The 24328-nt window shown below is 54.2% G+C and carries 19 protein-coding genes and 1 pseudogene; 12 read left to right on the plus strand and 8 right to left on the minus strand.

The features are described from left to right. Positions 1-92: 92 nt before the first annotated feature. From hydA to KP702_RS11125, 6 genes are read right to left on the minus strand one after another with little or no spacing between them, the layout of a single operon-like run. On the minus strand, positions 93-1481 hold the full coding sequence (hydA, locus tag KP702_RS11100) for a dihydropyrimidinase (RefSeq protein WP_202207990.1): 1389 nt from the start codon (positions 1479-1481) through the stop codon (positions 93-95). 28 nt (positions 1482-1509) lie between these two features. After that, entirely contained in the window at positions 1510-2163 is a 654-nt protein-coding gene (locus tag KP702_RS11105; RefSeq protein WP_237390014.1) for a GntR family transcriptional regulator, read from the minus strand. After that, the gene (locus KP702_RS11110; RefSeq protein ID WP_202207989.1) at positions 2163-3104 is read right to left on the minus strand and encodes a dihydrodipicolinate synthase family protein; all 942 of its coding nucleotides are present in this window, start codon (positions 3102-3104) and stop codon (positions 2163-2165) included. Before KP702_RS11110 ends, KP702_RS11105 begins: the two co-directional genes overlap by 1 nt. Beyond that, positions 3101-4255: an FAD-binding oxidoreductase gene (locus KP702_RS11115; RefSeq protein WP_202207988.1), complete on the minus strand. Its 1155-nt coding sequence runs from the start codon at positions 4253-4255 to the stop codon at positions 3101-3103. The genes KP702_RS11110 and KP702_RS11115 overlap by 4 nt, the downstream gene beginning before the upstream one ends. Beyond that, complete coding sequence (locus KP702_RS11120) at positions 4252-5673, minus strand: NAD(P)/FAD-dependent oxidoreductase (RefSeq protein ID WP_202207987.1); 1422 nt, start codon at positions 5671-5673, stop codon at positions 4252-4254. Before KP702_RS11120 ends, KP702_RS11115 begins: the two co-directional genes overlap by 4 nt. Further along, complete coding sequence (locus KP702_RS11125) at positions 5660-5935, minus strand: 2Fe-2S iron-sulfur cluster-binding protein (protein WP_202207986.1); 276 nt, start codon at positions 5933-5935, stop codon at positions 5660-5662. Before KP702_RS11125 ends, KP702_RS11120 begins: the two co-directional genes overlap by 14 nt. 132 nt (positions 5936-6067) lie before the next feature. On the opposite strand from KP702_RS11125, the gene KP702_RS11130 reads away from it, so the two are divergent. From KP702_RS11130 to KP702_RS11185, 12 genes and pseudogenes are all read left to right on the plus strand, one after another. Then, on the plus strand, positions 6068-6862 hold the full coding sequence (locus tag KP702_RS11130; protein WP_237390020.1) for a transporter substrate-binding domain-containing protein: 795 nt from the start codon (positions 6068-6070) through the stop codon (positions 6860-6862). Beyond that, positions 6859-7518, plus strand: a complete 660-nt coding sequence (locus KP702_RS11135; RefSeq protein ID WP_202207984.1) for an amino acid ABC transporter permease — start codon at positions 6859-6861, stop codon at positions 7516-7518. The genes KP702_RS11130 and KP702_RS11135 overlap by 4 nt, the downstream gene beginning before the upstream one ends. Further along, positions 7515-8168 carry an amino acid ABC transporter permease gene (locus KP702_RS11140; protein WP_202207983.1) on the plus strand — a complete coding sequence of 218 codons (654 nt, stop codon included), beginning with the start codon at positions 7515-7517 and terminating at the stop codon, positions 8166-8168. The genes KP702_RS11135 and KP702_RS11140 overlap by 4 nt, the downstream gene beginning before the upstream one ends. After that, positions 8155-8928: an amino acid ABC transporter ATP-binding protein gene (locus KP702_RS11145; protein WP_202207982.1), complete on the plus strand. Its 774-nt coding sequence runs from the start codon at positions 8155-8157 to the stop codon at positions 8926-8928. Before KP702_RS11140 ends, KP702_RS11145 begins: the two co-directional genes overlap by 14 nt. Before the next feature lie 26 nt (positions 8929-8954). After that, positions 8955-9845 carry a dihydrodipicolinate synthase family protein gene (locus tag KP702_RS11150; protein WP_202207981.1) on the plus strand — a complete coding sequence of 297 codons (891 nt, stop codon included), beginning with the start codon at positions 8955-8957 and terminating at the stop codon, positions 9843-9845. A gap of 1 nt (position 9846) precedes the next feature. Then, positions 9847-10704, plus strand: coding sequence for a transporter substrate-binding domain-containing protein (locus KP702_RS11155; protein WP_237390013.1), 858 nt, complete (start codon positions 9847-9849; stop codon positions 10702-10704). Between the two features lie 28 nt (positions 10705-10732). Next, positions 10733-11464 (plus strand): amino acid ABC transporter permease, encoded by a 732-nt coding sequence (locus tag KP702_RS11160; protein WP_215768954.1) that lies wholly within the window; start codon positions 10733-10735, stop codon positions 11462-11464. Next, the gene (locus tag KP702_RS11165) at positions 11464-14352 is read left to right on the plus strand and encodes an FAD-dependent oxidoreductase (protein ID WP_202207979.1); all 2889 of its coding nucleotides are present in this window, start codon (positions 11464-11466) and stop codon (positions 14350-14352) included. The genes KP702_RS11160 and KP702_RS11165 overlap by 1 nt, the downstream gene beginning before the upstream one ends. Further along, positions 14349-15077: an amino acid ABC transporter ATP-binding protein gene (locus KP702_RS11170; RefSeq protein ID WP_202207978.1), complete on the plus strand. Its 729-nt coding sequence runs from the start codon at positions 14349-14351 to the stop codon at positions 15075-15077. The genes KP702_RS11165 and KP702_RS11170 overlap by 4 nt, the downstream gene beginning before the upstream one ends. 112 nt (positions 15078-15189) lie before the next feature. Further along, on the plus strand, positions 15190-16458 hold the full coding sequence (locus KP702_RS11175; RefSeq protein ID WP_237390019.1) for an ArgE/DapE family deacylase: 1269 nt from the start codon (positions 15190-15192) through the stop codon (positions 16456-16458). Positions 16459-16572: 114 nt separating this feature from the next. Further along, positions 16573-19149 (plus strand): TonB-dependent siderophore receptor, encoded by a 2577-nt coding sequence (locus tag KP702_RS11180; RefSeq protein ID WP_202207977.1) that lies wholly within the window; start codon positions 16573-16575, stop codon positions 19147-19149. A 186-nt stretch (positions 19150-19335) separates the two neighbouring features. After that, positions 19336-19683, plus strand: a pseudogene (locus tag KP702_RS11185) (transposase); the annotation flags it as partial. A 114-nt stretch (positions 19684-19797) separates the two neighbouring features. Here KP702_RS11185 and KP702_RS11190 read toward each other — a convergent pair. Continuing rightward, positions 19798-21729 (minus strand): Hint domain-containing protein, encoded by a 1932-nt coding sequence (locus KP702_RS11190; RefSeq protein ID WP_215768955.1) that lies wholly within the window; start codon positions 21727-21729, stop codon positions 19798-19800. 715 nt (positions 21730-22444) lie between these two features. Continuing rightward, positions 22445-24154, minus strand: a complete 1710-nt coding sequence (locus KP702_RS11195; protein ID WP_252348680.1) for a Na+/H+ antiporter — start codon at positions 24152-24154, stop codon at positions 22445-22447. Between the last annotated feature and the right edge of the window lie 174 nt (positions 24155-24328).

A 24328-nucleotide genomic window follows, 5' to 3' on the forward strand; every position in this document is an offset into this window, starting at 1 on the left:
CTGCATCAGTGTTGAGAAATATTCTGTGCAGTCTGTCTCTTCTGAACGTGGTTCATAGATGTGGAAAAGTGCAGTATAAGTGCCAGAGCCTTTCAAGCGTGCCGAACCTTGAGAAATTGTCCGGCTCCTGGCATGGCGACAAGCTTTCCTTCTTCCATGGCAAGAGTTCCACGTAGAAAAACTTTTGTCGGCCAACCGCGCACAGTCAGGCCCTCATAAGGGGTGTAGTCAATATTGCTCTGGAAGAGGTCATTGGTGATCGTGACTACGCGGTTCGGGTCCCATAGAACCAGATCGGCGTCAGAACCGGGGGCGATCGTGCCTTTTTCGGGATAGAGACCATAGCGTTTTGCTGGGGTCGTAGCGGTGAGGCGCACGAAGTCGGTCAGGTCCAGCTTCCCGCTGTTGATGGCGGCATCATAAAAGACTGGCAGGCGTGTGCCGAGACCGGGCATGCCATTGGGAATAAGGGAGAAATCGGCATCCCGACCATGACGACCTTTCCCGACGGCGCCATCAAATGTGTAACCACAATGATCGGACGAAATGATACTGATGACACCGCTTCGAAGGTAAGACCACATACCCTCCTGCTGTGCTTGGGTGCGCAGCGGTGGGCTACAGATGTATTTTGTACCTTCGAAATTGTCGCGTTTGAGGGCGTCTTCGGTCAGAGTAAGATAATGGGGGCAGGTTTCAGCCACAACCTTGACGCCCCGTGACTGGGCCCGGCTGATTTCCTCAGCGACTTCGGGGCAGGAAACATGGAAAATCTGAATTTCCTGGTTCACGAGTTCACTCAGTGTCATCGCGCGGTAAGTGGCCTCACGTTCTACACTGGGGGGACGCGAGGTTGCATGACCATGAGGTTCGGTCCGACCCTCATCCAGGTGACGCAGGATCAGGTGACGGATGGCATCGTAGTTCTCACAATGGACGGAAACAATGATCCTGCTTTTACGGGCGGCTTCCAGAACCTGAAGAAACTGCCCGTCGGCAAGATGAAAGTCGTCATAGGTCATGAAGACCTTCAGGCCGGCCGCTCCCCGTTCGGCTACAATGGGAATCTCGTCATGGATTGTCTGGTCATCGGTACGGGTGATGATCTGGTGAATAGCAAAATCGATCCGGGAATTTGCGCCTTTCTCACGATAAGCCTCAAATTGCTCCACGAGACCTCGTCCGGGAACATGCGAGGCAAAGCAAACCGCTGTCGTGGTGCCTCCAAGCAGGGCCGACCCGGTAGCTGAGACGAAATCGTCTTCATGAATTGTGCCGTCAGCCTCTTCCTGCTCGATATGGCAATGGCCGTCGATCCCGCCTGGCATGACCAGAAGACCGGTCGCATCGACCGTTTCATGTCCTTGGAGATTGGAACCGATCTCAACGATTTTTGAGCCGTTGATCCCGAGGTCGGCGATATATTTGTCTGTCGCGGTCACGATCATACCGTTCCGGATCACGAGGTCAAAAGTCGTCATGATGGTGTCTCCTGTAAGATGGGGCGTTTTAGCCGCCCCTGAGAATGTCCATGCAGTCGGCCGCGACATTGCGCAGATGTGTAACCATGGCTGCGCGTGCGGCCTCGCGATCGCCTGCAAGCAGGGCATCTACGATGGCCAGATGTTCAGATGTGGAAGAGGGGACGCGACCGAGGGGGTAGGTGACTTCGCACAGCCGGGTAAGGGTACGGAGTTCGTCGATCGTACGGAGAAGAACACTGTTTCCTGAAACTGTCGGGAACATGCGGTGAAGCCGGTCATCGAGCTGCCATTGGGCGGCTGTCTGGTCGGGAGTTTTTCCCAGTTCCACAATGTCGCGACGCAGTTCCTCGAGCGTGGCGCGGTCGAGTTTGTCGAACGAGAGGGCGATGGCTTCGCTCTCTAGAATTTCACGGATATGAATGGCCTGAAAAAACTCAATAGCCGAGACATTACGGACGGCAAAAGAGCGCGATCCCTGTTTGATCAGGAGGTCTTCGGCAGCAAGGCGCATCAGGGCTTCGCGCACAGGTGTGCGGGAAATTTCGAGATGGTCCGCAAGACGGCCTTCCACGACTGACATGCCGCTGGGTAGCTTTTTCTCAAGGATCATACGTTTAATCTGCGTGTAAGCCAGTTCTGCGAGATTCTGCTCGCGATCGGCCACCATGTAATCGCTCATTACGGTCCTTCCACTGTCATGGCAGTTTTCAATGCAGTTGACAGTTCCTGCCATTCTTCTGGAGCGATGATATCAGAAGCCTTGCGCGTGCGGCAGGAGGGCCATTTATCCTGCATGACCAGGCAGGCTTTCAAGCGTAGGGTGGCTCGTCCCCCTGGGGCACGGCCGTAGATCAGGTTGGCGAGGGGCTGGACAGCTTCATGGATCTTTTGCGCGGCAGGCAGATCGTTTGCACGTATGGCGCTGAACAGACCTGCCATGGCCTTTGGCAGAATAGCGGCCAGGCTGACGAGACTACCGGTGGTGCCGATAGCAAAACAGGCAAGGAGATGTTCGTCTCCCGATGCCATAACGTCTACGTGTGGCGCAATGCGTGCGGCTAGTCTGCGGTGTCGGTCATAGGCATTGGCTTCCCAACTGCCTTCCTTGACGGCAACGACCCCCGGAAGCCTTAACAAAGTTTCGAGAATTGGTAGGGAATAGGCCATACCCCCGCTGCTGATCGAGGACTGATAGAGCATGATTGGGACGTCAACCGCTTCACAGATCGCGGTGTGATGGGCGATAATGGCATCGGCGTCCTGTGAGACGGCCCAGGAAAAGGGTGGAAACACAAGGAGTGCGTCAGCGCCGGCAGCTACGGCGTCCCGTGCGTGCTCGCAGGCTTCATCAAGGTCTTCGGAAAGAACACCGGAGACAATGATCCGTGTTTTTCCGATGGTTTCCGCAGCCAGCTCCACCACCCGGCGCTTTTCGGCTCGGGTCAGAAGATGGTTTTCGCCAGCATGACCGTTGCAGAGAATACCGACGATGCCTTGGGGAGCAGTGCACTCTGCAAGATGCTGACTGAAAAGGGCTTCATCCAGCGTGCCATCAGCCAGAAAAGGCACAAGCGTGGCGGCGTAAACGCCCCGGAACGGCGTAGGAGACGCGGGAATCATAGCTGAGCTCTGGTGGCTGAAGAGGGGGAGAAACGAGAGGGATTAAAGGCGCTTAAGTCGGGATCGGCGCCGAGAATGCGCTCGGCAAGGAGACGACCCATGTAGGGGCCACTGGTAAAGCCCGAGTGGACGCAGCCAACAACAAAGGCATCATCATCAGGTGTAAGAGCGCCTATCAGCGGCATGGCATCTGGAGTTTCAGATTCCAGTCCAAGCCATACCCGGAGGATCTGTGCCTCGTTCAGACGAGGGACGACATGCTGGGCGAGGCGGACGTTACCCTGAAGATTTTCAGGAATGACGCGGGTGCCACCGTCACGAATGTTGCCTTCACCCTGCCAGCCTCCGCCAATCAGGACACTGCCATTGGCGAACTGTTTGAGTGACAGCAGACCGTTGGCGATGCTCAGTACGCTTCCCATGACAGGTGGCAGAGTTTCTGTAACGACGAGCTGGTTGATAAGGCAGCGGATTGAAATGTCATGTCCAAACCAGCCAAGCATCTTTTCCAGCCAGGCACCGGTACTAAGAACCACACGGCGTCCGTGTATGGCGCGCGCGTGACCAGTAAGGCGGATTTCATGACCTTGTCCCCTTACGGAGGAGATACTCTCGACGGGAGCATTCTCGATGAGAGTGATACCAGCTTCTTTTAATGCGCGGGCATAGGCTCCTCCGACGCGATAGGTCGGGATATGACCATCCAGCGCACAATAGGCGGCGGCACGCAGACGGGGATTTACGCCTGGTTCAATGCTGACGGCTTTTTCTGCTGAAATAATCTCAATAGGTGCACCCATATTTTGACGGACGCTCGCGCGCTGTCGAAGAAGATCTTCTTCTGCTTCGGTAAAAGCCATGGACAGCCCTGGCGTGGCTAGGGCACCGACATCCTCGCCCAGCCATTCTGCGCTGTTGAGCCACATTTCCCGCCCGCGAATGGCGTGAGGAATGAGTTGCGCACGTGTCATGTGCAAAGTCAGTGTTCCAGCGTTAACACCTGAAGCAGCACGAAACATGTCTTGCCGGTCAACTAAAGCGACTTTCAGGCCTGCGCGAGCCAGAAATAGGGCAGTAGTAGCCCCCATGACACCCGCCCCGATGATGATGGCATCATAGATCACGGGTGATTCATGAAATGCGACGGTCATAGCGGAGCCGCCTTTGGTAAAGGGATATCGGAATAACTGAAGTCTCCGGTTACGGAGGTCAGGGGCAGTGGAAAGAAAGGTATGCGGGCCGTGAAACTGCCTGCCTCTTCGGGAGTGCTGTTGCAGGCAGTCGTAAGAAGAGCACGCGCACTGTCTTCACACATACGTCCTTGACAGGGCCCCATGCCGCAGCGGGTCCATGCCTTGAGCTGGTTCAAATCTTCTGCGCCAGACTGGATGGCGGTTCGTAATGTTCCAGCTTTTACACGCTCGCAGCGACAGACGATGGTATCATCAGGCAAACGGGCGCCTATCGTACGCCCCGCGTTCATAAGCGGCAGCATTCGGCGGGAGACAGCATCAAGACGGCGAAGATGCCGGAGCGGCGTTCTGGTCAGGCTGGCATATGCTTTGGCTGGAATCAGCCCGCGATCGTGTGCGACTGCATGAGCCGTGACAAGGCCGCGTAGGCGGGCGACGGCCATGCCACGGATGCCCGCAGCGTCTCCCGTGACGTATAAATCGGGATGGCTTGTGCGACCCGCGACATCTGTGACGGGCTCGAGATAACCACCAAGTGAATCATAGCGGTGCTGAACACCAGCGGTTCGCGTAATGAGTGTCGAAGGCTTGAGACCATAGCCACATGCGGCGGCTTCGGCAGTGTAAAAGTGGTGACGCTCCGGATGGTCCATATCGCTAACCGTCAGAAGCAGGCCTGTTTCAGTTTCCTCCGCGGCCGACAGGAACGAGCGGTGATGGACTGGAATTCCAGCTTTGCGTAAGCGAAGCATCCACGCGGCAGCCTGCGTGAGGCGAGAGGAATCGAGCGTGAGCATGGCACCCAGCCGGGTCCAGTCGGCACGGTTGCCTGAATCTATAATCGCAGTGACTTTGCCGCCCATTTCAAGAACCTGATGGGCGACCGAAAAGAGAAGCGGCCCGGATCCTGCAACTACGACACTTTGGCCTGGTAATGTTCCACCATTGCGCATGAGAATACTGGCGCCAGCAAGGCCGGTAATGCGGGGTGTCGTCCAGCCTTGAAAAGGAAAGAATCGCTCAGTCGCACCATTGGCCACTACCACCGTAGACGGCGGAATCTGGTCCATTCCATCAGGGCCAAGTAGGTCGAGTGTCAGGCTGGGAGACAGGCCCCAGACGCGGGTGGAAAGGCGCACCCGGACGTTAGAGGTGGCCAGCTTCTGGCGAAGGGCGTCGCCTCCGCTGAATTCATGGTTGGGTGGAACTGTCTGACGTGCATAAGAAGAGGGAGCACGAAAGATCTGTCCACCGGCTGAGGGCTGTTCATCGATAAGCGTGACAGGAAGGCCGTGGCGGGAAAGCGCAATGGCGGCGGTGCTGCCCGCAACTCCGCCACCGATCACGGTGACTGGGGATCGATCAGGCTTGGACATAAGGCGTAACGGTCATGTTCGGGAGGACGGAGGCTTTGCAGGCGTAATCGATCGCGCCATTGATAAGAACGCGGCATTCCTGACAACTCCCCATGAAACAGAAAGCGCCCCGCGGGGTGCCGTCGATACCGGATTGTCCAAGTTCGAGAATGCCTGAGCGACGGAGCGCCGCTGTAACAGGTTCCCCCTCAATGCCATTTACCGTGCGGGTGCCCGATCGGCTTTGAAAAACAAAAGTGATCGGGGAGTTTTCGTTGCTCATCTGGATCGGTCCGGAGAAGAAAATTCTTCTAAAGGGTTTTCTATCGTATACATAACGTATATTCGAATTAGATCAGTGATCTGACAACCGCAACCCTAAAGTCGCACAGCATCAGGGAAACCTTTCTTGAGAGTGATCCGGATCAACCAGTTTCTGGGATTCTGCGCTGTCTGCAGTGTTCTTGCTTTCGGTAAAGCCGAAGCGAGGGAGAGCGCTGCCATCCGGGCGAGCGGTCATATCAATATCGGCGTGGAAGCCGGATTGCCGCCTTTGGGGCAATATGATGTCCGTAACGAGCTGGCGGGTTATGATGTCGATGTTGGGCGAGCCATTGCATTGGGGCTGGGTGTAGAACCGCGGTTTGTCACGCTGTCATCCAGTGGTCGCATTCCCTATCTGTTGGCAGGGAAGGTTGATATCGTTCTAGGCGGGCTGACGCGCACCCCGGAGAGAGCGCAGGTCATCGCGTTTTCCCATCCTCTTTATACCGAGCAGTTCGCAATCATTGCGCCAAAAGAGCGAGGTATTTCGTCGTTTACTGATCTGCTTTCAGGAATGCACCAGCTCGTGGAGGTCCGAGGATCAACGGCTGTGGCGTATCTGCGGGAGCATGCTCCAGAAGCGCCGATGCTGCTTCTGGATAGCTACGCGGATGCAATTCGGGCTCTTGCGCAGGGACGGGGAGATGCGATGGTTGATGTCATTGAATATGTTGGCCATTACTTGCCGGTGCAATCACAGGTTCAGTGGACTGTCATTCGCGGGTTTGCACCGCCTGTCGGGGAGGACTGCATTGGCCTTGCCCGTAGAGACGTGACGCTGCGAGCGGACGTGAATCATGTGCTTGAAGCAATGGAGCAGGACGGGCGGCTTGAGGCGATTTATCGCAAATGGTTCGACCCCGGTTCTGCGCAGGCAGTTCCATGAGTCAGCTAAATTTTCATCCGGTTCTGTTGCGGCTGCCTTTTTTGCTGGGTGGTGTCGGTGTCACAGTCTTGATTGCGACACTCGCTTTTGGGTTGGGGCTGTTTCTGGCTGTTCTTCTGGTCGTTTTGCGGTTTGAAAATAAGGGCTTCTGGTGCAAGGCAAGCCGCAGTTTCAGCACAGCTTTGACCAATACACCGCAGCTCTCTCAGATTTTTGCGGTTTTCTACTGTCTACCCCTGATGGGACTGATGGTGTCACCGTTTCTGTCCGTTGTCATTGGAATGACGCTGAATGCGGCTGCGTATCTGGCGGATATTCTTGGGGCTGGTATGGCAAGGGTGCCCCCAGTCTATCATGAAGTGGCTCTGACGCTGGGCCTCAACCGTCGTCAGACCTATCTGCGGGTCATATTGCCGCATGTCGGACGCACGATGTTCCCGGCACTGGCCAATCACTTTCAGATCATGATTCTGGGAAGTGCAATGGCGTCTATCTTTGGTGTCGAGGACCTCACGGGCCGTGCCTATGATATCGGATCGACAACGTTTCGCATTCTGGAAGTCATGCTCGTGACCGGCGGTTTGTACGCCGTACTGTCCTTTGCATTGACAGGTTTTTTTGTGCTGTGTCGTCGCACAATGGAGCGCATGGTATGATTGCGTTCTCGCATTATGACATGGCGCTACTGCTGCACGCGATGCTGCGGACGATCGTTCTGTCTCTTGGTGGAGGATGTCTGGGGATCGTCGGAGCGGTTCTCCTGACGGCGCTGCGGCTTTCAGCAGGGCGTGCGTTGCTCCCGCTTCGGGCTCTGGCGGTCGCATATGTGCAGACCATCCGGCGAGTTCCGTTCATTGTGACGCTTTATATTCTGTTCTTCTGTACGGGAATGGCAGGGGTAGACGTCTCAGCAACTGGAGTGGCGATCTGCTCAATCGGGTTGATCGCAGCGGGATATCTCTGCGAAATTTTGCATGGCGGGATCAATACGGTCCCGGTTGAACAGGTTGAGGCTGCACTGGCCTTGAACCTGCCAACCTGGGCGCGTTGGCGGTACGTGATCGGGCCACAGGCGATGTCGGCCGTTATTCCACCTGCTGTGGGATATCTGGTGCTCTTTATCAAGGACACAGCGTTGGCCTCGCAGATCGGCGTGGTGGAACTCAGCCAGGCCGGTGTGATCCTTTCCAGCCGCGGGCTGCCGTCAGCGCAGGTCTTCTGCGCGGTACTGCTGGTTTATTTCGTTATTTCCTATCCGCTGACCTGTCTGAGCCGTCTTCTGGAGAAACGCATTGCCGTACATTGATGTTCGGGACGTCTGTGTCCGTCATGGAAAGAACGAGACGCTCGGGGAGGCCGGGTTTGTGGCTGAACGCGGGGAGATCGTCAGCTTCATCGGGCCTTCGGGTTCAGGAAAGACCACTCTGCTGCGAACCTTGATAGGGCTGCAACCTGTCGTGCGGGGAAGCATGACGGTGGATGGTCGTGTCGTCGATATGTCGGCGGCAGGCGCTGCAAAAATCCTGCGAGACCAATCGGCGATTGTTTTCCAGCAGTTCGGCCTCTTTGGTCATATGTCAGTGTTGCGCAATCTGACCCTTGCACCGACCGTCGTGGCGAAACGAACGCGCACGGAGGCTGAGAATGAGGCGCGCGGGCTGCTCGAACGGCTGGGGCTGGGCGACAAGGCGGATGCGCTGCCTGCAGACCTTTCGGGCGGTCAGAAGCAACGTGTTGCCATCGCACGTGCCTTGATGCTTCGGCCCTCGCTGTTGCTTCTGGACGAGCCGACATCAGCGTTGGACCCGCGGAAGGTTCATGAAGTCAGCGTGCTGCTGCGCGACCTCGCGCGTGACGGCATGACCGTGGTTCAGGTTTCGCATGCGATGAGTGTCGTCTCGTCACTGTCAGATCGGATCGTCCTGCTGGAGGAGGGGCGCGTTCGGGCTGTGGGCAAAGGCCTGAGAGAGGCCGCGCAAGAGCCCGATATCGCAGCGTTCATGAATGCCCATGGCAGTGACCCCGGGGCTGGTCTGCCCGTGGGCCAGCTTGGCCCACAACAATGATGTCTCGAGTAATAAAGGAAAAATCCATGAAATTTCGTGGCACTTACACCGTCATGATCACGCCGTATGACAGCGAGGGACGTATTGACGTTCCGGGGCTTCGACGCTTCACGGATTGGCAGATTGCTCAAGGGATCGCTGGTCTTATTCCGCTCGGTTCCACAGGAGAGTTCCTGTCACTGACGGATGATGAGCGCACGCTTGTTGCACAGACAGTGATCGAACAAGCCGCAGGACGTGTTCCGGTCTTTATCGGCACGGGTGCAGAAAACACCTATGACGTGATCCGCTACAGCCAAGAGGCCGAGCGTCTGGGTGCAGATGGCGTGATGATCATTCCGCCATTCTACTCCACGCCAACAGACGATGAACTCTTTGTTCACTATCGCCGTATCTCGGATGCGATTGGTCTGCCGATCATGCTTTACAACAACCCGGCAACAGCAAATGTGGACCTTAAGCCCGAACTGGTGGCGCGTCTGTCGCATATTGATAACTGCTGCCTGATCAAGGAATCCACGATGGATGTCACCCGCGTACGGGACATCATTCGTCTGTGTGGTGATCGGCTATCAGTTTTTGGCGGGATTATGGGCTTCGAGAGTTTCCTTGAAGGAGCGATCGGCTGGGTCGCTGTCGCGTCCAACGTGGCGCCACATGTCATGAGTGAGATTTTTAATCTCTGTGATGGGTACAAGGACATTGGCAAAGCACGGGACATGTATTTCCGCCATGTGCCGCTGATCCAGTTCGTAGGCGGGCAGGGCTATGTTTCGGGGACGAAAGCTCTCCTGAAACATATGGGATTCGATGTTGGCGGGCCACGTGCCCCGCGCCTGCCGCTGCCGGCTGCGGACGATGCCCGTGCGCTTCAGATTGTTAAGGATCTGGGCCTCCGGTTCGAAGAAGGTGCCTGAAATGGCTAAGGGGGCTCTGTCACACGTGTTGCGAGGCAAAGGGCTGTTCTGTGCGGTTCTGTGTTTCGGGTGGCAGGCAGCGCAGGCCACACCATGCCCGACTGTAGTCCCTGGCTTGATTTCGCCAGGTCAGCTTGTCATGGCGACCAATCCAACGCTGCCGCCATTGCAATATGTGACGGTAGATGGGCGGATTGCCGGTATGCGGATGGAACTGGGAGACGAACTGGCTCGCAGGCTCTGTCTGAAGCCGGTCTTTCTCTCGACCTCTTTTGCGCAACTCACGCTTGGCCTTCTCGAAAAGCGCTGGGACGTTATCAACACTGGAATGTTCTATACGTCTCAGCGCGCAAAGCTGATGGAGATGATCCCCTACGAGATTCAGGCGATCAGTGTATCCCTGAATAACGATACGACCCTTCGTCCCGCCCGACTTGAGGACCTTTCCGGCAAATCAGTTGGGGTGGAAATGGGGGGGATCGAAGAGCGTCATGCACGCGAAGCAGATCAGGCGCTCCGAGCGAGCAACCGGCCAGGACTTGAAATTAAAACGTTCCAGAATGTTGGGATTGCCTTCGCTGCTTTGCGGGCAAAGCAGATTACAGCCGTACTTTCCATTGATGCTGTAGCGCAGCGCAATGCTCATCAGGGAGGCGTCCGGCCTGTTTTGGCGGGGCTGTATCCCACACCGGTAGCGTTAGCGCTCCGCGATCCGGCGCTGGCACAGCAACTGGCCTCAGTTCTGGAAGGTATGCGGCAGGATGGCACGCTGGCCCGTCTCATGGCGCCTTATGGCGTTGCTCCGTTCCCGGGGCACATCACAGTTTCCAAGCCTCATTTTTCCGACAACACACGCTAATTTTCATACGCTGAAACGGGGCATCGACATGCAGATCTGGAGTTGGCAGGGCTTCTTCACCTATCTCGGCAGCCCGTATATTTTTCGCGGAGCACTTCTCACCGTCTACATGACGGCGGTCGCGATGGTGCTAGGGTTTCTTTTGGGTCTTATTATTGCCCTTATGAAACGATCTCGCCGCCCTTTGCTGTCTTGGCCTGCGCGCTTTTATGTCTGGTTTTTCAGGGGCACGCCTTTGCTGGTACAGCTTGTGGTAATCTACGCCGGATTGCCTAAGCTGGATATCCGTTTGAGCGTAATGGCGTGCTCGATTATCGGCTTAACGCTGAATGAAGCGGCCTATCTGGCAGAAATCATACGTTCGGGACTTAATGCCGTGTCTGCAGGGCAGATTGCGGCAGCGCGCGCGCTGGGTTTGAGCGAACGACAGATCGCTTGGCGTATCGCATTTCCGCAGGCGTTTCGCCTTGTTATTCCGCCTTTGGGCAATTCAGTGAATGGCCTGCTGAAAACGACAAGCGTGACGTCCGTTATTTCCATGGAAGAACTCATGCAACGCAGCCAGATCCTTGTGCAGGATCAGTTCATGGTGCTGGAGCTGTTTTCGGTAGCGGCGTTGTATTACTTACTAATGACCACAGCGTGGGATTTTCTTCAGCGCCGGATTGAGCGTTATGCTGAGCGTCCGTATCTCCGACAGCAGCGTCTGATCCCGGAAGATATCATCAGTTTGCCTGTCAGCACACAGGATGCGCGCTAATGGCTGACACTCTGAGTTTCACGTTTGATGGCAATACGCTTTCAGCGAAGCCAGGCCAGACTCTGACGGCTGCTTTGGTGGCGGCGGGAAAGATTGTGCATCGCGTAGCACCTGATGGTTCGGCACGCGGACCGCTGTGCGGCATTGGGGCATGTCAGGAGTGTCTGCTAAACGTGGACGGGCGGATGTCCCTCCGTGGATGCATGACGCCAGTGCGAGAAGGAATGGTGGTCCATCGCAATGCACGCCTGCCGGATGTTACAATCGCGCAGGCACTGGCTGCGGATGTTATCGATGGCGAACAGAACCAGTTGGTCGAGCATACATGTGACGTTCTGGTAATTGGTGCGGGGCCAGCAGGTTTAGTCGCAGCGACAAAACTGGCTCAGGGGGGGCTGGATGTTCTGCTGCTTGACGAGCGGCATATTCCGGGTGGTCAGTATTTCAAGCAGAATGCCGTAAATCCGCAGCATCAGGATAGTCAGGCTCGCCGAGGGCGGGCGCTGATTGAAGCCATGCAGCAGAGCGGTGCGCAGTTGTGGCACGATACGCTCGTCTGGTGTGCCTATCGCGAACAAGGTGCGCTCGTCATCGGTGGTCTCAGGGATGGTGAAGCGTTTTATATTCGGCCAAAGCGGATCGTCATAGCGACTGGTGGGCAGGAAACACCCCAACCCAGACCCGGTTGGACGCTTCCGGGCGTGATGACAACCGGTGCTGCTCAGACATTACTGCGGGCCTATGAGACGGTTTCGCCCGGCCGGGTTCTTGTCGCTGGAAACGGTCCGCTCAATCTGCAGCTTGCGGCCGAACTGGTCAGGCGGGGTGCTGAGGTGGCTGCCGTCGTGGAAGCCGCGCCTGATCCTATGACGCGGGCTGTTCTAACTGGCCAGCTTTCAGTGGCTTCCCCACGGCTGGCTCTTGCTGGTGTGCAGCATCTGTTGACGCTTCGCCGGGCTGGAGTTCCCGTGCTGTGGAGCAGTGTCGTGACACGCATTGAAGGAAACGAGCGTGTCGAACGAGCCTGCGTACGAAACGTGGACGGTCAAAACCGTTGGTTGGATATACAGACGGTCTGTCTTGGTGACGGCTTTGTCCCGGCGGGAGAATTGCCCCGGCTGCTGGGGTGTCAACAGCAGGTGCGGACGTGGCCAGTCATTCATCCTGAAACCGGGCGTACTCCCGACGGGCGCACGGATCAGGACGATGTCTTCATTATCGGTGAAGCGGGACGCTTTGGCGGGGCTTTTCTTGCACAGGCTCAGGGCGAACTGTGTGCGGGACGACTTTTGGAACTGGAGCGACGGGAGGCTTCGAAGGGCTTGGAACGGGCCCTGCGGATCTATCGGCGAAGCGAACGTTTCCAATCTCTTCTATGGAAACTCTACAGTCCTGTCATCACGTTGCCCTCACCGGAAGGCCAAACGGTTCTATGTCGATGTGAATGCGTTTCAGCGGGGACCGTCCTGGGGCGGATGGCAGAAGATGGCATTAACGATCTGGCCACTCTCAAGCGCACGACGCGGGCGGGAATGGGGCGTTGTCAGGGACGTTTCTGTCAGGCGGCACTGATGGCAGTTCTGCCTTCTGCGACCAGCGAGCGCGATTTTACAGCGCCGCAAGTTCCATTGCGTCCGGTGCCAGTGTCCGCGCTAGCTCGTCAGAAGCCTGAGTGGCGCGGGCACCGTCGTGTGACCATTCCTTCGGGTCTCGGAACGCCGCTGCGGACACCCGAAATTTCTGACGAAATGGTGGATGTCGTCGTCGTTGGGGCTGGGATCGTCGGACTTTTTGCAGCCCTTTTTCTGGCTGAAGCAGGAAAGTCCGTCGTGGTGCTGGAAAAGGGGCGTGCAGGAGCCATGGCCTCGGGAGGGAATGCGGGAAGCCTGCATGCTCAACTTATGGCCTTCGACGCAAGTGCAGACAGTGATGGGCCGTCTATGCCTGCCCGGACACTGGCACTGCAGCGTGAGTCGATCAGAATGTGGGAGGCGCTTCGGGGCCGGTTTGACCGGGATCTGGAAATCAAGATCTGCGGAGGACTGGTCGTTGCGGAAACAGACGCTGACATGACGCGCCTGCGGAGCAAGGTTGCGGTCGAGCAGTCTTTGGGCGTGGATGCACGAATCTTGGATCCGGATGAATTGCGGCGGATCGAACCCAATCTGCGTGAGGGGTTTCTTGGGGGAGCGTACTGTTCCGAGGAAGGTAAGATCAATCCGATGGCTGCCACGCAGGCCGTTTTGGCGCACGCCCGCAAGGCAGGCGTGTGCATCGAGGAATTGACGCCGCTGTCCGCGATTGATCGTGAAGGCAAACGGTTTGCCGTCCGGGCAGGCGCGCGGAGATGGTCGGCTGGTGCCGTGGTGAATGCGGCGGGTGCCTATGCGGGTGAGGTCGCAGGGCTTGTGGGACGGACACTGCCTGTTTTTGGAGCTCCGTTGCAGATGATTGTCACTGAACCTGTTGCTCCGCTGGTACATTCTCTTCTTGCCCATGCGAGCCGTCACCTGACGCTTAAGCAGGCGGCGAATGGCTCGCTATTGATCGGCGGTGGCTGGAGTGCGGGCCTCGATCCTGTGCATGGTCATCCCCGTCCGCTGCGGGAAAATCTTGAAGGCAATCTGTGGGTTGCTCAGCGCCTGGTTCCGGCTCTGGCTGCTGTTAATATCGTTCGGAGTTGGGCTGCCATGAACATTGATGTCGATGGGGCGCCCATTCTTGGGGAAAGCCCGGATGTTCCGGGCTTCTTTACGGCGGTGACAGCCAACGGCGTGACGCTGGCGCCTGCCATGGGTCGTCACGTGGCCGACATGCTGTTGGGGCGCTGCGAGCGGGCTGATCTGGGGATCTTTTCTCCAATCCGTTTTTATGGAAATCCGTCATGATCACACTTGAGAAGGTGACAAAATCCTACGGTGCTTTTCAGGTGCTCAAAGGATGTTCGGCAAAGATCTCCAAAGGGGAGGTCGTAGTTGTCTGTGGGCCGTCCGGTTCTGGGAAATCCACGCTTATCAAATGCATCAATGCGCTCGAAACGTTCGAAAGCGGCCAGATCTACGTGGATGGAATGGCAGTTCGTTCAGCGCAGACCAATCACTCGGCGCTAAGGGCGAAGGCGGGGATGGTCTTCCAGAGCTTTGAACTGTTTTCACACCTGACCATTCTGGAAAACATAATGTTGGCGCCGCGCATTGTGCAGAAGCGTAACAGCGCCGAAATCCGCCCTTTGGCGGAAGCGTTGTTGCGTCGTGTTGGTCTTGAGCGTCATGCGAGCAAGTATCCAATTGCGTTGTCAGGTGGCCAGCAGCAGCGTGCAGCGATCGCACGGGCTCTTGCGATGAAGCCGGATGTCATGCTGTTCGATGAGCCAACTTCCGCACTGGATCCAGAGATGGTTCAGGAAGTCCTTCAGGTCATGACAGAATTGGCGCGCGATGGAATGACCATGATGTGCGTGACGCACGAAATGGGATTTGCACGCCAGGTAGCGACACGGATCCTGTTCGTGGACGCGGGTGAGATTGTTGATGACTGTCCGGCGGAGGATTTCTTTGCAGGAAAATGCTCGCCGCGTGCCCAGTCTTTTCTACGCTTCGAAGAGGTTTCGTAAAAAAGTTAAAAATTTTTCGCATGGGCGTAACATTCCGCTTCTTGATCGAATTCATTCGGTATACAAAGAGAATATGAATCGAGGACGGAACGAAGATCCGATGGGAGGCGCTATGCTGGGAAACGATTCCTGTTGTGAAAAGACGGTGGCCAATCGCCTCGGTGGCGTCATTGATCGTGACTTCGATGCGCGGCAGGTTCCTTTCCTGCAGGCGCTCGTCGGTGTTCCTTCGGACAATCCACCCGGCGACTGCGCGCCGCATGCTTATTTTTCGGCTGAGCGCCTGAAAGACCTTGGCTTTGAGGTCGAGTGTCATCCTGTTCCACACAGCGTTGTGGGGCAGTATGGCATGAAGAGTGCCACGAATCTGATCATTCGGGAGCGCTTTGGCGATGGATCTGGGCCGGTCGTTGCCCTCAATGCACATGGTGATGTAGTCCCGCCGGGAGACGGATGGACTCATGATCCCTATGGGGGTGTTATTGAGGATGGACGGTTGTATGGGCGCGGTGCGGCGGTTTCAAAGTCTGATTTCGCGACCTATGCTTTCGCGCTTCAGGCTTTGCGGGAAGTCTGTACCGATCTGTCAGGAACGGTTGAACTCCATCTGACCTATGATGAAGAAATAGGTGGTCACGTCGGTCCCGGATGGCTTCTTTCTGAGGGGCTGAGCAAGCCGGATTACGTCATCAGCGCTGGTTTTACCTATGATGTGATGATCGCCCACAATGGTAGCCTTCAGTTGGATATCATATTCACGGGCAGGTCTGCGCATTCTGCCTGGCCTGAAACAGGTGCGGATGCGATCGAAACGGCCTGTCGGGTGATGACAGCGCTCTATACTTATCGTGACGGTCTGTCTGAACATCGAAGTGCCATCGAGGGGATCGACTCTCCTACGCTTGTGATCGGGACAATTGAGGGAGGCATTGCCGCCAACGTTGTGCCTGCCCAGGCGCAGTTCCGTTTGGAACGCCGGATATTGCCTGACGAACAGGCTGCTGACGTTGAAGCAGAGTTGCGGCGCGTGATTGCTCAGGCGGCAGATATGCCCGGTGTGGAGTGTGTTGTGTCGCAACATCTTCTGGCTTTGCCACTGGTGCCTACAGAAGGTCAGGCACCGCTGATCAAAGCATTACAGGATGCTGCGGAAGCCGCCTTTGGCGAACGGATTGCCCAGAAAGGCATGCCGCTCTTCACCGATGCACGGATCTACAGCAATTGGGGCTGTCCGACTGTTCTGTATGGGGCAGGGCCGCGCTGTCTACAGGATGCCAATGGCCATCGCGCCAACGAACACGTGGTTCTCGAAGACATGCGACGCGCGACAAAAGTGGTTGCAGGGGCGCTCTCGCAACTCCTGCGTTCCGAAGCTGCGTGATCCTTAACGTCTTTTGAATGTTCGACGCGGAAAGAGTCTCGTTTGAGAAGACTTCCGCATCGCCTTGAAAAAACCGACTGATATCCCTGCGCGGGCAGGGCAATGGAGCCGATTATGAACATCAGGAAATTTGCGCTTTATTCCACCTTCCTTTCAGTCAGTTTCGGCACCAGCCCGCTTCTGGCTGAAACGATGAGCGTGCCAGCAGGGCAGGTGAAAGCGCCCACGCACAAGGCACCCCAAAAGACTGCAACCGTGCGTCCCGCTGCCCAGAAGGCTCTGGCCCGTGCTCATCAAGTAAAGTCCATTTCTGGTGGTGAAGAAGGTCTGATCGTCACGGGTACTCACGCCACCAACCGCCATGCTCGTCAGAGCACAAGTCCCATCACAGTTCTTTCTGGAGCTGCGTTGCGTCGGTCTGGCATGATGAATCTGGCTGAGGCCCTGACGAAAACCTATCCTTCCATCAACATGAGTACGATGGGCAATGACGCAGGTGCGTTGACGTCATTCATCCGAATGCGGGGCCTTAATCCGAATCAGGTTCTGGTTCTGGTAGATGGCAAAAGGCGTCATACTACTGCAAACATCAATGCTGATGCCGGGCCGAATTTTGGTGCCACTCCAGTTGATTTGAACATGATTCCTTCGAATATGATCGATCATATCGAAGTGCTGGAGGACGGTGCTGCGGCAATGTATGGCTCCGACGCCATTGCCGGCGTTGTGAACATCATTACCAGAAAGCAGGATCATGGGCTGAACATGAGCGCCCAGACTGGCGCGAATGCTTATAATGGGGACGGTTGGCAGTATCAGCTTAATGCTGACGGAGGTCTGAAGCTTGGGCGCGACGGTTATCTTCATATTTCCGGGCAAGTGTACCATACGGATCATTTCGTAACCAACACGGTAGATAACCGCTTGGCCGGTTATGTTCCGGCAGGGGCTGCCAACGAGCTCTACACGGGGTCGGTCAAGGTTCCCAAGAACTCCAACAAGATCATGAGCACGCCCGAGGAGACGCGGGAGAACCTCGGGATTGATTTCGGCAAGAAGCTGACGGACAACGTCGATTTTTACGGTCAGGTCACTTACGCGCACCGTCATGCCGAAGCATACGAGAACTATCGTATTCCTTCTGGGAGCAGCGCGAGTAATCCGGAACTTTTCCCATATGGCTATTCGCCATTGGAGACGATCGACGAGAATGACTATGCGGCAACCCTCGGTCTGAAGGGGCGTCATCTCTTCGGGTTCGACTGGGATCTAAGCAGCACATGGGGCGAGGATCTGGATAAGATTTCCAACCAGAATACGACCAACCCGAACATGTATGCGACAACGGGCTACTCACCGACCACTGTGCGGACATCGAACTTCCGACTAGCCCAATGGACTAATAATCTCGATTTTCGCCGGAATTTTAATATCGCTAATGTCGTGCCGATGACGCTCGCATTTGGTGGTGAGCACCGGCTTGAGCAGTATACTATCCTTGCTGGTGAACCCGCATCTTATGAATATGGGGGAACTTCGGCCCTCGCTGGCCTGACGCCGCAGGATGCGGGCAAGTGGGACCGTGATGTCTGGGCGGCATATCTGGATGGTGATTTCCACCCGCTGAAGAACTGGGATCTGGATTTCGCCGGTCGTTTTGAGCACTATACCGATGTCGGCAATACCGAGAACGGCAAGGTTTCAACCCGTTACGATATCACCCGCCGCATTGGCCTGCGTGCGACCATCAGCAATGGCTTCCGTGCGCCAACGATGGCCGAGCAGCATTACAGTGCCATTAACGTTGGCCCGACATCAGTTCTGGGGCTGCTACCAGTTTCGTCGTCCGAAGCGCGTGCGACGGGCGCCACACCCCTGAAGCCTGAACGTTCCACCAGTGCGACAGGTGGTATCGTACTAGAACCAATTGATGGATTTCATATCGAAACGGATGTTTACCAGATCAACATTCGTGACCGTGTTGTTCAGGGCGGCAACGTGACGGGAGCACCAGCCATTGCAGCTCTTGAAGGAATGGGTGTTTCGCTACCAGCCTTAACACAGATTTCTGAAAATTCCGTGCAGACCTATTACTTCACAAACGGAGCCAGCACACGGACGCAAGGGCTTGATATCAAGGCGGATTATATGTTCCGCTTGCATCGTTATGGTAATCTGACGCTGTCCATGGCACTGGATCTGAACCGCACGCGTTTGACGCATAACGGTATGTCTTCAACGGGGTCTCCGTTGCTGAACGCTCAGAACATTGCGTATCTCACTACGGCGTATCCGCGTAGCAAGATTATTCTGAACGCTCTCTGGACTGTTGGAAACTGGGATATCAATGTTCGTCAGACGCGTTACGGCGAGACGACTGGGATGATGACGTATCAGGACTGGACGCCAACAGCATCAATCTGCCCGATCGACGGAAAGCAGCTTGCCCAGTCCAGTTCCTGCTTTGCCCAGTTCAAGAATTCACCCCGGTGGTTGACGGATCTTGAGATTGGATATCGTTTTAATTCGCGCTGGCATGTCGCTGTAGGTGCGAATAACGTGTTCAATATCCGACCGCGTAAGCTGCCAGGCGAACTGAACCAGCTTGGCGCCAATCCGTATGATACTTTCTCATCGCAGGTCCCGATGACGGGTGGCTATTACTATGGACGTATCAACTTCACGCTCTGAAGAAAGAGTTATGGGGGAGTGGGTCATTACTGACCCACTTCGTTTTTTTCTTTTTTCGAAGTATACGACAGATGTGTCATTGGTGGGCCACGGCGATTTTCGCTCAGATGATGGGCGTCCTAGTTGCGAGGAAAGTAGAGCATCATGATTGATGCGACTTACCCTAAAATCGGTCAGGGCATATGACCGCTCAGTTTCTTCATGGAAAAGGGACTGATCAGTAATTATACCGGTGTCAATACCCGTCTGGAAAGTCTTGCCGCAGCACAATTGATGCCGAGAGATCGGGTTATAACGTTGACTGGTTCAGGGACGCCTTGCAGGAAAAGGGCATCAAGCCCTGCATCTCGGGCCGAAAGTCCCGGAACAAGGCTGTCAAATAACGACAGGCGCCGCTACAGACGGCACAACTGCATCGAGATCATGTTCGGACGTCTTAAGGACTGCCGCCGCGTTGTGACCCGCTACGACAGATGCCCCACAACTTTCTTCTCCGGCATTGTACTCGCTGCCATTGTCATCTTCTGGCTCTGATCAATGCGTCCTGACCTTGGAGTGTCTTCGGAAATTAATGGAATAAATTTTTTCTGATAGTTGGATTAGCCCCATCTTTTTAAGGATGGGGCAAGGATACTTGTGGATTTAGAATTAAGCCGTAATTGCGCTGGTTGTTTTTGTTGTATCATTTAACAAATAAGGGCCACTGGCCAACACTTGGATAGCCAGTATTGCAATACTGTCAGGAGACCTCTTACCCAAATCAAGAAACCCATTTCCAGTCGTCCAGCGCAAATTTTCCTGTTCCAGATTGTTCCAGCCATCCAAAATTCCGGAGGTATAGTGATCCGTAAGATTTTTGGAATGGCTGTTTTCGAAAAGGGTAATTTGGCCTACGAGGACTCCAAGTTGACGACGGTCATCAACGAAAGGGCCGATAGTGTCGCACGGGCGCGATGCACGAGACACGAGGCGTACAGTTTTGGCACTGGCCGGTATCATAAATACCATACGCCCGTTGGCTTCACGAGCCTTGCGAATAACAGTACCGTTATTAGTAACAAGATGAAGATCTGAATTGCTTGTTAAATTGGATTGCTTTGCAGATTTCGACAGTTGTGCAGTTTTGTTGGCTCGCTCTTGAAGCTGATGGAACAGGGGCTCAACAAAGGAGCGGTCAACATCCAAAGGTGCCGCTGCGTCGCCTTCCCAGCTTTTTACAGGCCCTCCAAAATTCACTACATTTCCTTCCTGCCGAAAGGTATGGCGATTGCCTGTGTCCAGATAGCTTTCCGTGAGAACACCATCTGATATGATAACAGAATGTTGGTCCGTTTCTAAATGGTAATATTCATATGACGTAATGCTTTTGTCATAAAAAATAGTCTCTCCATTTACCAGCATACGTGCAGGTACGAACTTGCCATTAAAAAAGAGGCAATGCTCTGGCGTGATCAGCATGTCTTTATAGGGAACGCCATCGCTAATCGCATTCTGTAGAATGCGTACAGGGTAACCAGCTTCATCGTCGGGCAGCCCATAGCGAATACTCGCCTGTGTTTTTCCAGCCCACACAACTGGACGAACGACGTTTTTGCCTTCTTTCCAATCGAATGCAATGACTTTGTCACCAGCCAAAATTTCTTCAACGGCGACATCGCCATCTGGCGTTTTGATCATGCTTCCTGCCAGAAAACAGGCACCAATATATGTGTTCCCATTAGAATAAGTGATTCTTAAAGGGTTGGTTGCCAAATTCTGTGAGTTTGCAGCGTTATCGAAGGTACCTGTAGGAACATTGGCGCCGTCTGCAAGAGTTACGGAATAACTGGCAATATCCTGGCCGTCGCTTCCTTGAAGCGTAATGGTACGGGACGTTCCAGATCCAGAAATCACATAGCCCGAAACTGGAGCGACTGTGTTTTCAATTTCTATCGTATTGTATTTGGGGTCATACCCGGTGATTGATGTTCCTGATAAGTTTAGGAAAACACCGCCACCATTTAAAACCAGGGTCCCGCCGCCGCTGGTAAAGTTAACTGTTGTACCCTGAAGAAGGCTGATGAGTTGCGTATTACCATTATAAGTTCCGCCATAGCCAATATTAATGGTAGAACCACTTAGGGCACCGGCAACTAAGCCGCCCGAGAAAGAAGCCGTTCCACCATATATATCTATGGTGATAGCGGTTGCTGCATTGACTACGAAATTGATATCTGTCGTGCCGCCAATTGTAAAAGTAGGGGCAGACAAGGCCGAAAGAACAATATTAATCGTCCCGCTGGATCCAGGAACGGATACCCATTGGCCACCCAGGACGCTCAGAAGGCTACCATTTGTAGCGTTGGCTCCAGTCTGGATATGTGCAGCCAAGAGACCGTCCGGGACGCCAGTAAGCGTTTGAATGGTCTGTCCCGAAGAATCCTGAACTGTTACTGTCGAGTTTCCTGTCTTGGCACCAAATAGGCCAGTCTCTTCAGTAATGGTCCAGGTTGTTTCAATCTGTTTATTGCCGTTGGTATCCAGAATAGGATTACCTTCAGCGTCAGTTACATACGTATAATAAGTTCCTGCACTACTCATGATTTTATTCCTTAAAATCTTCATTCTCGCAAACACGAACAATGGCCATGCTTGGGACGTTTGCAGAAACCAAACGCTAACGTCTAAAATTTCTTAAAGCAATAAACATCAAGCAAAAAACGATCACGATTCCTTGAACTTTTGGTTTTTTCGTTTTTATATTTAGTTTAATTTATAAAAACATAATGTTTATATTTTTAGTTATTTCAATAAAAATTATATGTTCTAGTTATATTTATATGTTTTGTTTATATTATAATGTTGTATCTATATAATTCTATAGGATTACATATTAAAAAGATATAAAATTACTTTTTTATAGATGTATATTCATTGGGTAGTTCTCTTGTTGTCGAATTGTAAAGATTGTCCTTTTCTTTTGTGAAGCCATTTTTACGATATTTCGCTTTGAGTCTGCTTGCTCGGACGGAGAGATCTTTTCCTGAGACGCATGTGTGTGTTTTGTAAGGATAATGCGGACGTTTGCTCGTTAGGCCAATGTTTGATTGCCATGTGAACATGTTGCGTGCCTGCGAGAGTGCAGAGGCAAAAATGCTACGATATTTTTTTTGTTCAGTAGTGCTGACAGCCGTGTGTCTTGTAGATTGCTGTTAGCCCTTTCTTATCGTGATCCTGAACTGACTCTGGTCATTTCCGCGTCCTCTGGGTGGAAAATGTTTGCCTGCATTCTGGTCGCCGCCGCCACACGTTACCATTAAATATCCTGGGGTAATCTCTGCACCCGACTGCGGATCACTTGTTCTTCATAGTCCAGTTCGCGCTGAATATCCCATTCAGTCTGATCATTGATGTCTCGTGCATCTACCAACGCATGAAGCGTCTGGCGTTGCAGGCGGAGAACGATGAGACGCAAAGCCAATTCGATGCGTTCCCGCCGAAGCGCCGTTGTCCGGGTTAAAACCGGGGATTGTGTCGGGCCATCAATCTGGCTGAGGCGGTTCTCGTATGTCTGGAGGAGGCGTCCCAGCACTTCCAGTCTCATATCCTCGTTACCGTGATCGTTATTCGCGTTGTCAATCGCTTCACTCCGGTCCTTCTCAGCGCGACTTTGCTCATTATGCAGAAGTTGCAGAGTGGCCTGAAGCAAACGCTGGCGTGCGAGACTCTCTTCCTGCGCGTGTTTGTTAGACATATCACGTGGGAGAAATCGAATACACAGAGGGATAGCGATTGCTGCCATGACGAGGGAGAGAACAATCACTCCTGTCGCTACAGTAATAACGAAGCTGCGCTCGGGAAAAGCCTGAGGATCAATCCCAAGTGCTGGCAAAGAGAGCACGGCAGCAAGAGTAACGGCACCGCGGACGCCGGAAAATGCCAGCAAAACGATTTCGAGAAAATGCGGAAATGCAAATGCCCGATGGGACATACGGGCAACCGCCCATCTTCGGATGACAGAAATCCAGATACCGCAAAATCGGATTACGAACATTATAGTATAGACGCTTGCGACAAGCAGCGAGAGTTGCCAGAAGTGCGCGCTATGCTCTTGAGCTAATTCGACGCCGGCATTCAAAAGCCATGGAAGCTGTAAGCCCAGCAGTAAGAAGATCAGGGCATTAAAGACATAGCTGACGGTATCGAGCACCGTGCTTGCCTGAAGCCTGGTAGAGGTGGCAGCCTCGTCTGATACGCCTGTCAGTTTAATCACCATGCACCCTGAGACAGCCGCTAGTATGCCTGATGCATGTGCTGTTTCAGCGGCCGCATAAATGCCAAAGGGCAGCAGGACAATCATCAGAACCTGCATGAGCGGATCATCAAATCCGCGTCGTAGGAGGATGCGCTCCGCGCGTACGGCAATCCATGCCAGTCCTGCGCCGATGGCCAGCCCTCCGAAGGAGACCAGCAAGAATGAGCTGAAAGCATGGCGGTATGAAAATTCGCCGGTCATTGCGGCAATCATTGCAAAATGAAAGCAGACAAGGCCAGAAGCATCATTAAACAGAGCTTCACCATTCAGGATATGGATAAGGCGTTCAGACACGCGTCGGCCTGCGATGAGGCTGGAGACTGCGACGGTATCCGTAGGTGAAAGTGCCGCCGCAAGTGTAAAACATACTGCTAGGCTGACGGCAGGTATCATCCAGTGAATGGCGTATCCACAGAGAACCGTTGAGATGACCACCAGGCCGAATGCCAGAAACAGAATTACACTTCGTAGTTCGGAGAATTCTCGCAGAGGCATACGGAAAGCGTCTGTGAAAAGGAGCGGGGGCAGGAAGACCAGCATGAATAAGCTTGGTTTCAACCCGACATGCAGGCCGCAAAGAGCCGCAACGATCCCTAAAAAGATTTGGACCAAGGGAGCAGGCACACGGTTGGAGAGCGCTCGTACCGCCAGACTGCTTATAACAATCATGGCGAGGAGAATGAGTATGGTTTCTGCTTCCGACATACTCATTCTTTTTGCCTATTTTTTGAAGGAGGCAAGTAGCTTATTTATTTGGAACTGAAAAAAGTGTAATTCTTTGTTAAATCGGTGCACTCCGTCTTATGGATTTCACAGTGCGATTTTGCCTATTGAGGAGGTCCATTTAAAATCTATGTGGCATTTTATTAAATGATAGATACTTTA

Origin of the sequence: Gluconobacter sp. P5B12 (assembly GCF_018812035.1) — a bacterium.
In the GTDB taxonomy this organism is placed as follows: domain Bacteria; phylum Pseudomonadota; class Alphaproteobacteria; order Acetobacterales; family Acetobacteraceae; genus Gluconobacter.

Bases quoted from the DNA above. Each gene is read 5' to 3' on its own strand.
- hydA (WP_202207990.1), bottom strand. From the start codon at position 1,481: ATGACGACTTTTGACCTCGTGATCCGGAACGGTATGATCGTGACCGCG.
- KP702_RS11105 (WP_237390014.1), bottom strand. From the start codon at position 2,163: ATGAGCGATTACATGGTGGCCGATCGCGAGCAGAATCTCGCAGAACTG.
- KP702_RS11110 (WP_202207989.1), bottom strand. From the start codon at position 3,104: ATGATTCCCGCGTCTCCTACGCCGTTCCGGGGCGTTTACGCCGCCACG.
- KP702_RS11115 (WP_202207988.1), bottom strand. From the start codon at position 4,255: ATGACCGTCGCATTTCATGAATCACCCGTGATCTATGATGCCATCATC.
- KP702_RS11120 (WP_202207987.1), bottom strand. From the start codon at position 5,673: ATGTCCAAGCCTGATCGATCCCCAGTCACCGTGATCGGTGGCGGAGTT.
- KP702_RS11125 (WP_202207986.1), bottom strand. From the start codon at position 5,935: ATGAGCAACGAAAACTCCCCGATCACTTTTGTTTTTCAAAGCCGATCG.
- KP702_RS11135 (WP_202207984.1), top strand. From the start codon at position 6,859: ATGAGTCAGCTAAATTTTCATCCGGTTCTGTTGCGGCTGCCTTTTTTG.
- KP702_RS11140 (WP_202207983.1), top strand. From the start codon at position 7,515: ATGATTGCGTTCTCGCATTATGACATGGCGCTACTGCTGCACGCGATG.
- KP702_RS11150 (WP_202207981.1), top strand. From the start codon at position 8,955: ATGAAATTTCGTGGCACTTACACCGTCATGATCACGCCGTATGACAGC.
- KP702_RS11155 (WP_237390013.1), top strand. From the start codon at position 9,847: ATGGCTAAGGGGGCTCTGTCACACGTGTTGCGAGGCAAAGGGCTGTTC.
- KP702_RS11160 (WP_215768954.1), top strand. From the start codon at position 10,733: ATGCAGATCTGGAGTTGGCAGGGCTTCTTCACCTATCTCGGCAGCCCG.
- KP702_RS11165 (WP_202207979.1), top strand. From the start codon at position 11,464: ATGGCTGACACTCTGAGTTTCACGTTTGATGGCAATACGCTTTCAGCG.
- KP702_RS11170 (WP_202207978.1), top strand. From the start codon at position 14,349: ATGATCACACTTGAGAAGGTGACAAAATCCTACGGTGCTTTTCAGGTG.
- KP702_RS11175 (WP_237390019.1), top strand. From the start codon at position 15,190: ATGCTGGGAAACGATTCCTGTTGTGAAAAGACGGTGGCCAATCGCCTC.
- KP702_RS11180 (WP_202207977.1), top strand. From the start codon at position 16,573: ATGAACATCAGGAAATTTGCGCTTTATTCCACCTTCCTTTCAGTCAGT.
- KP702_RS11190 (WP_215768955.1), bottom strand. From the start codon at position 21,729: ATGAGTAGTGCAGGAACTTATTATACGTATGTAACTGACGCTGAAGGT.
- KP702_RS11195 (WP_252348680.1), bottom strand. From the start codon at position 24,154: ATGAGTATGTCGGAAGCAGAAACCATACTCATTCTCCTCGCCATGATT.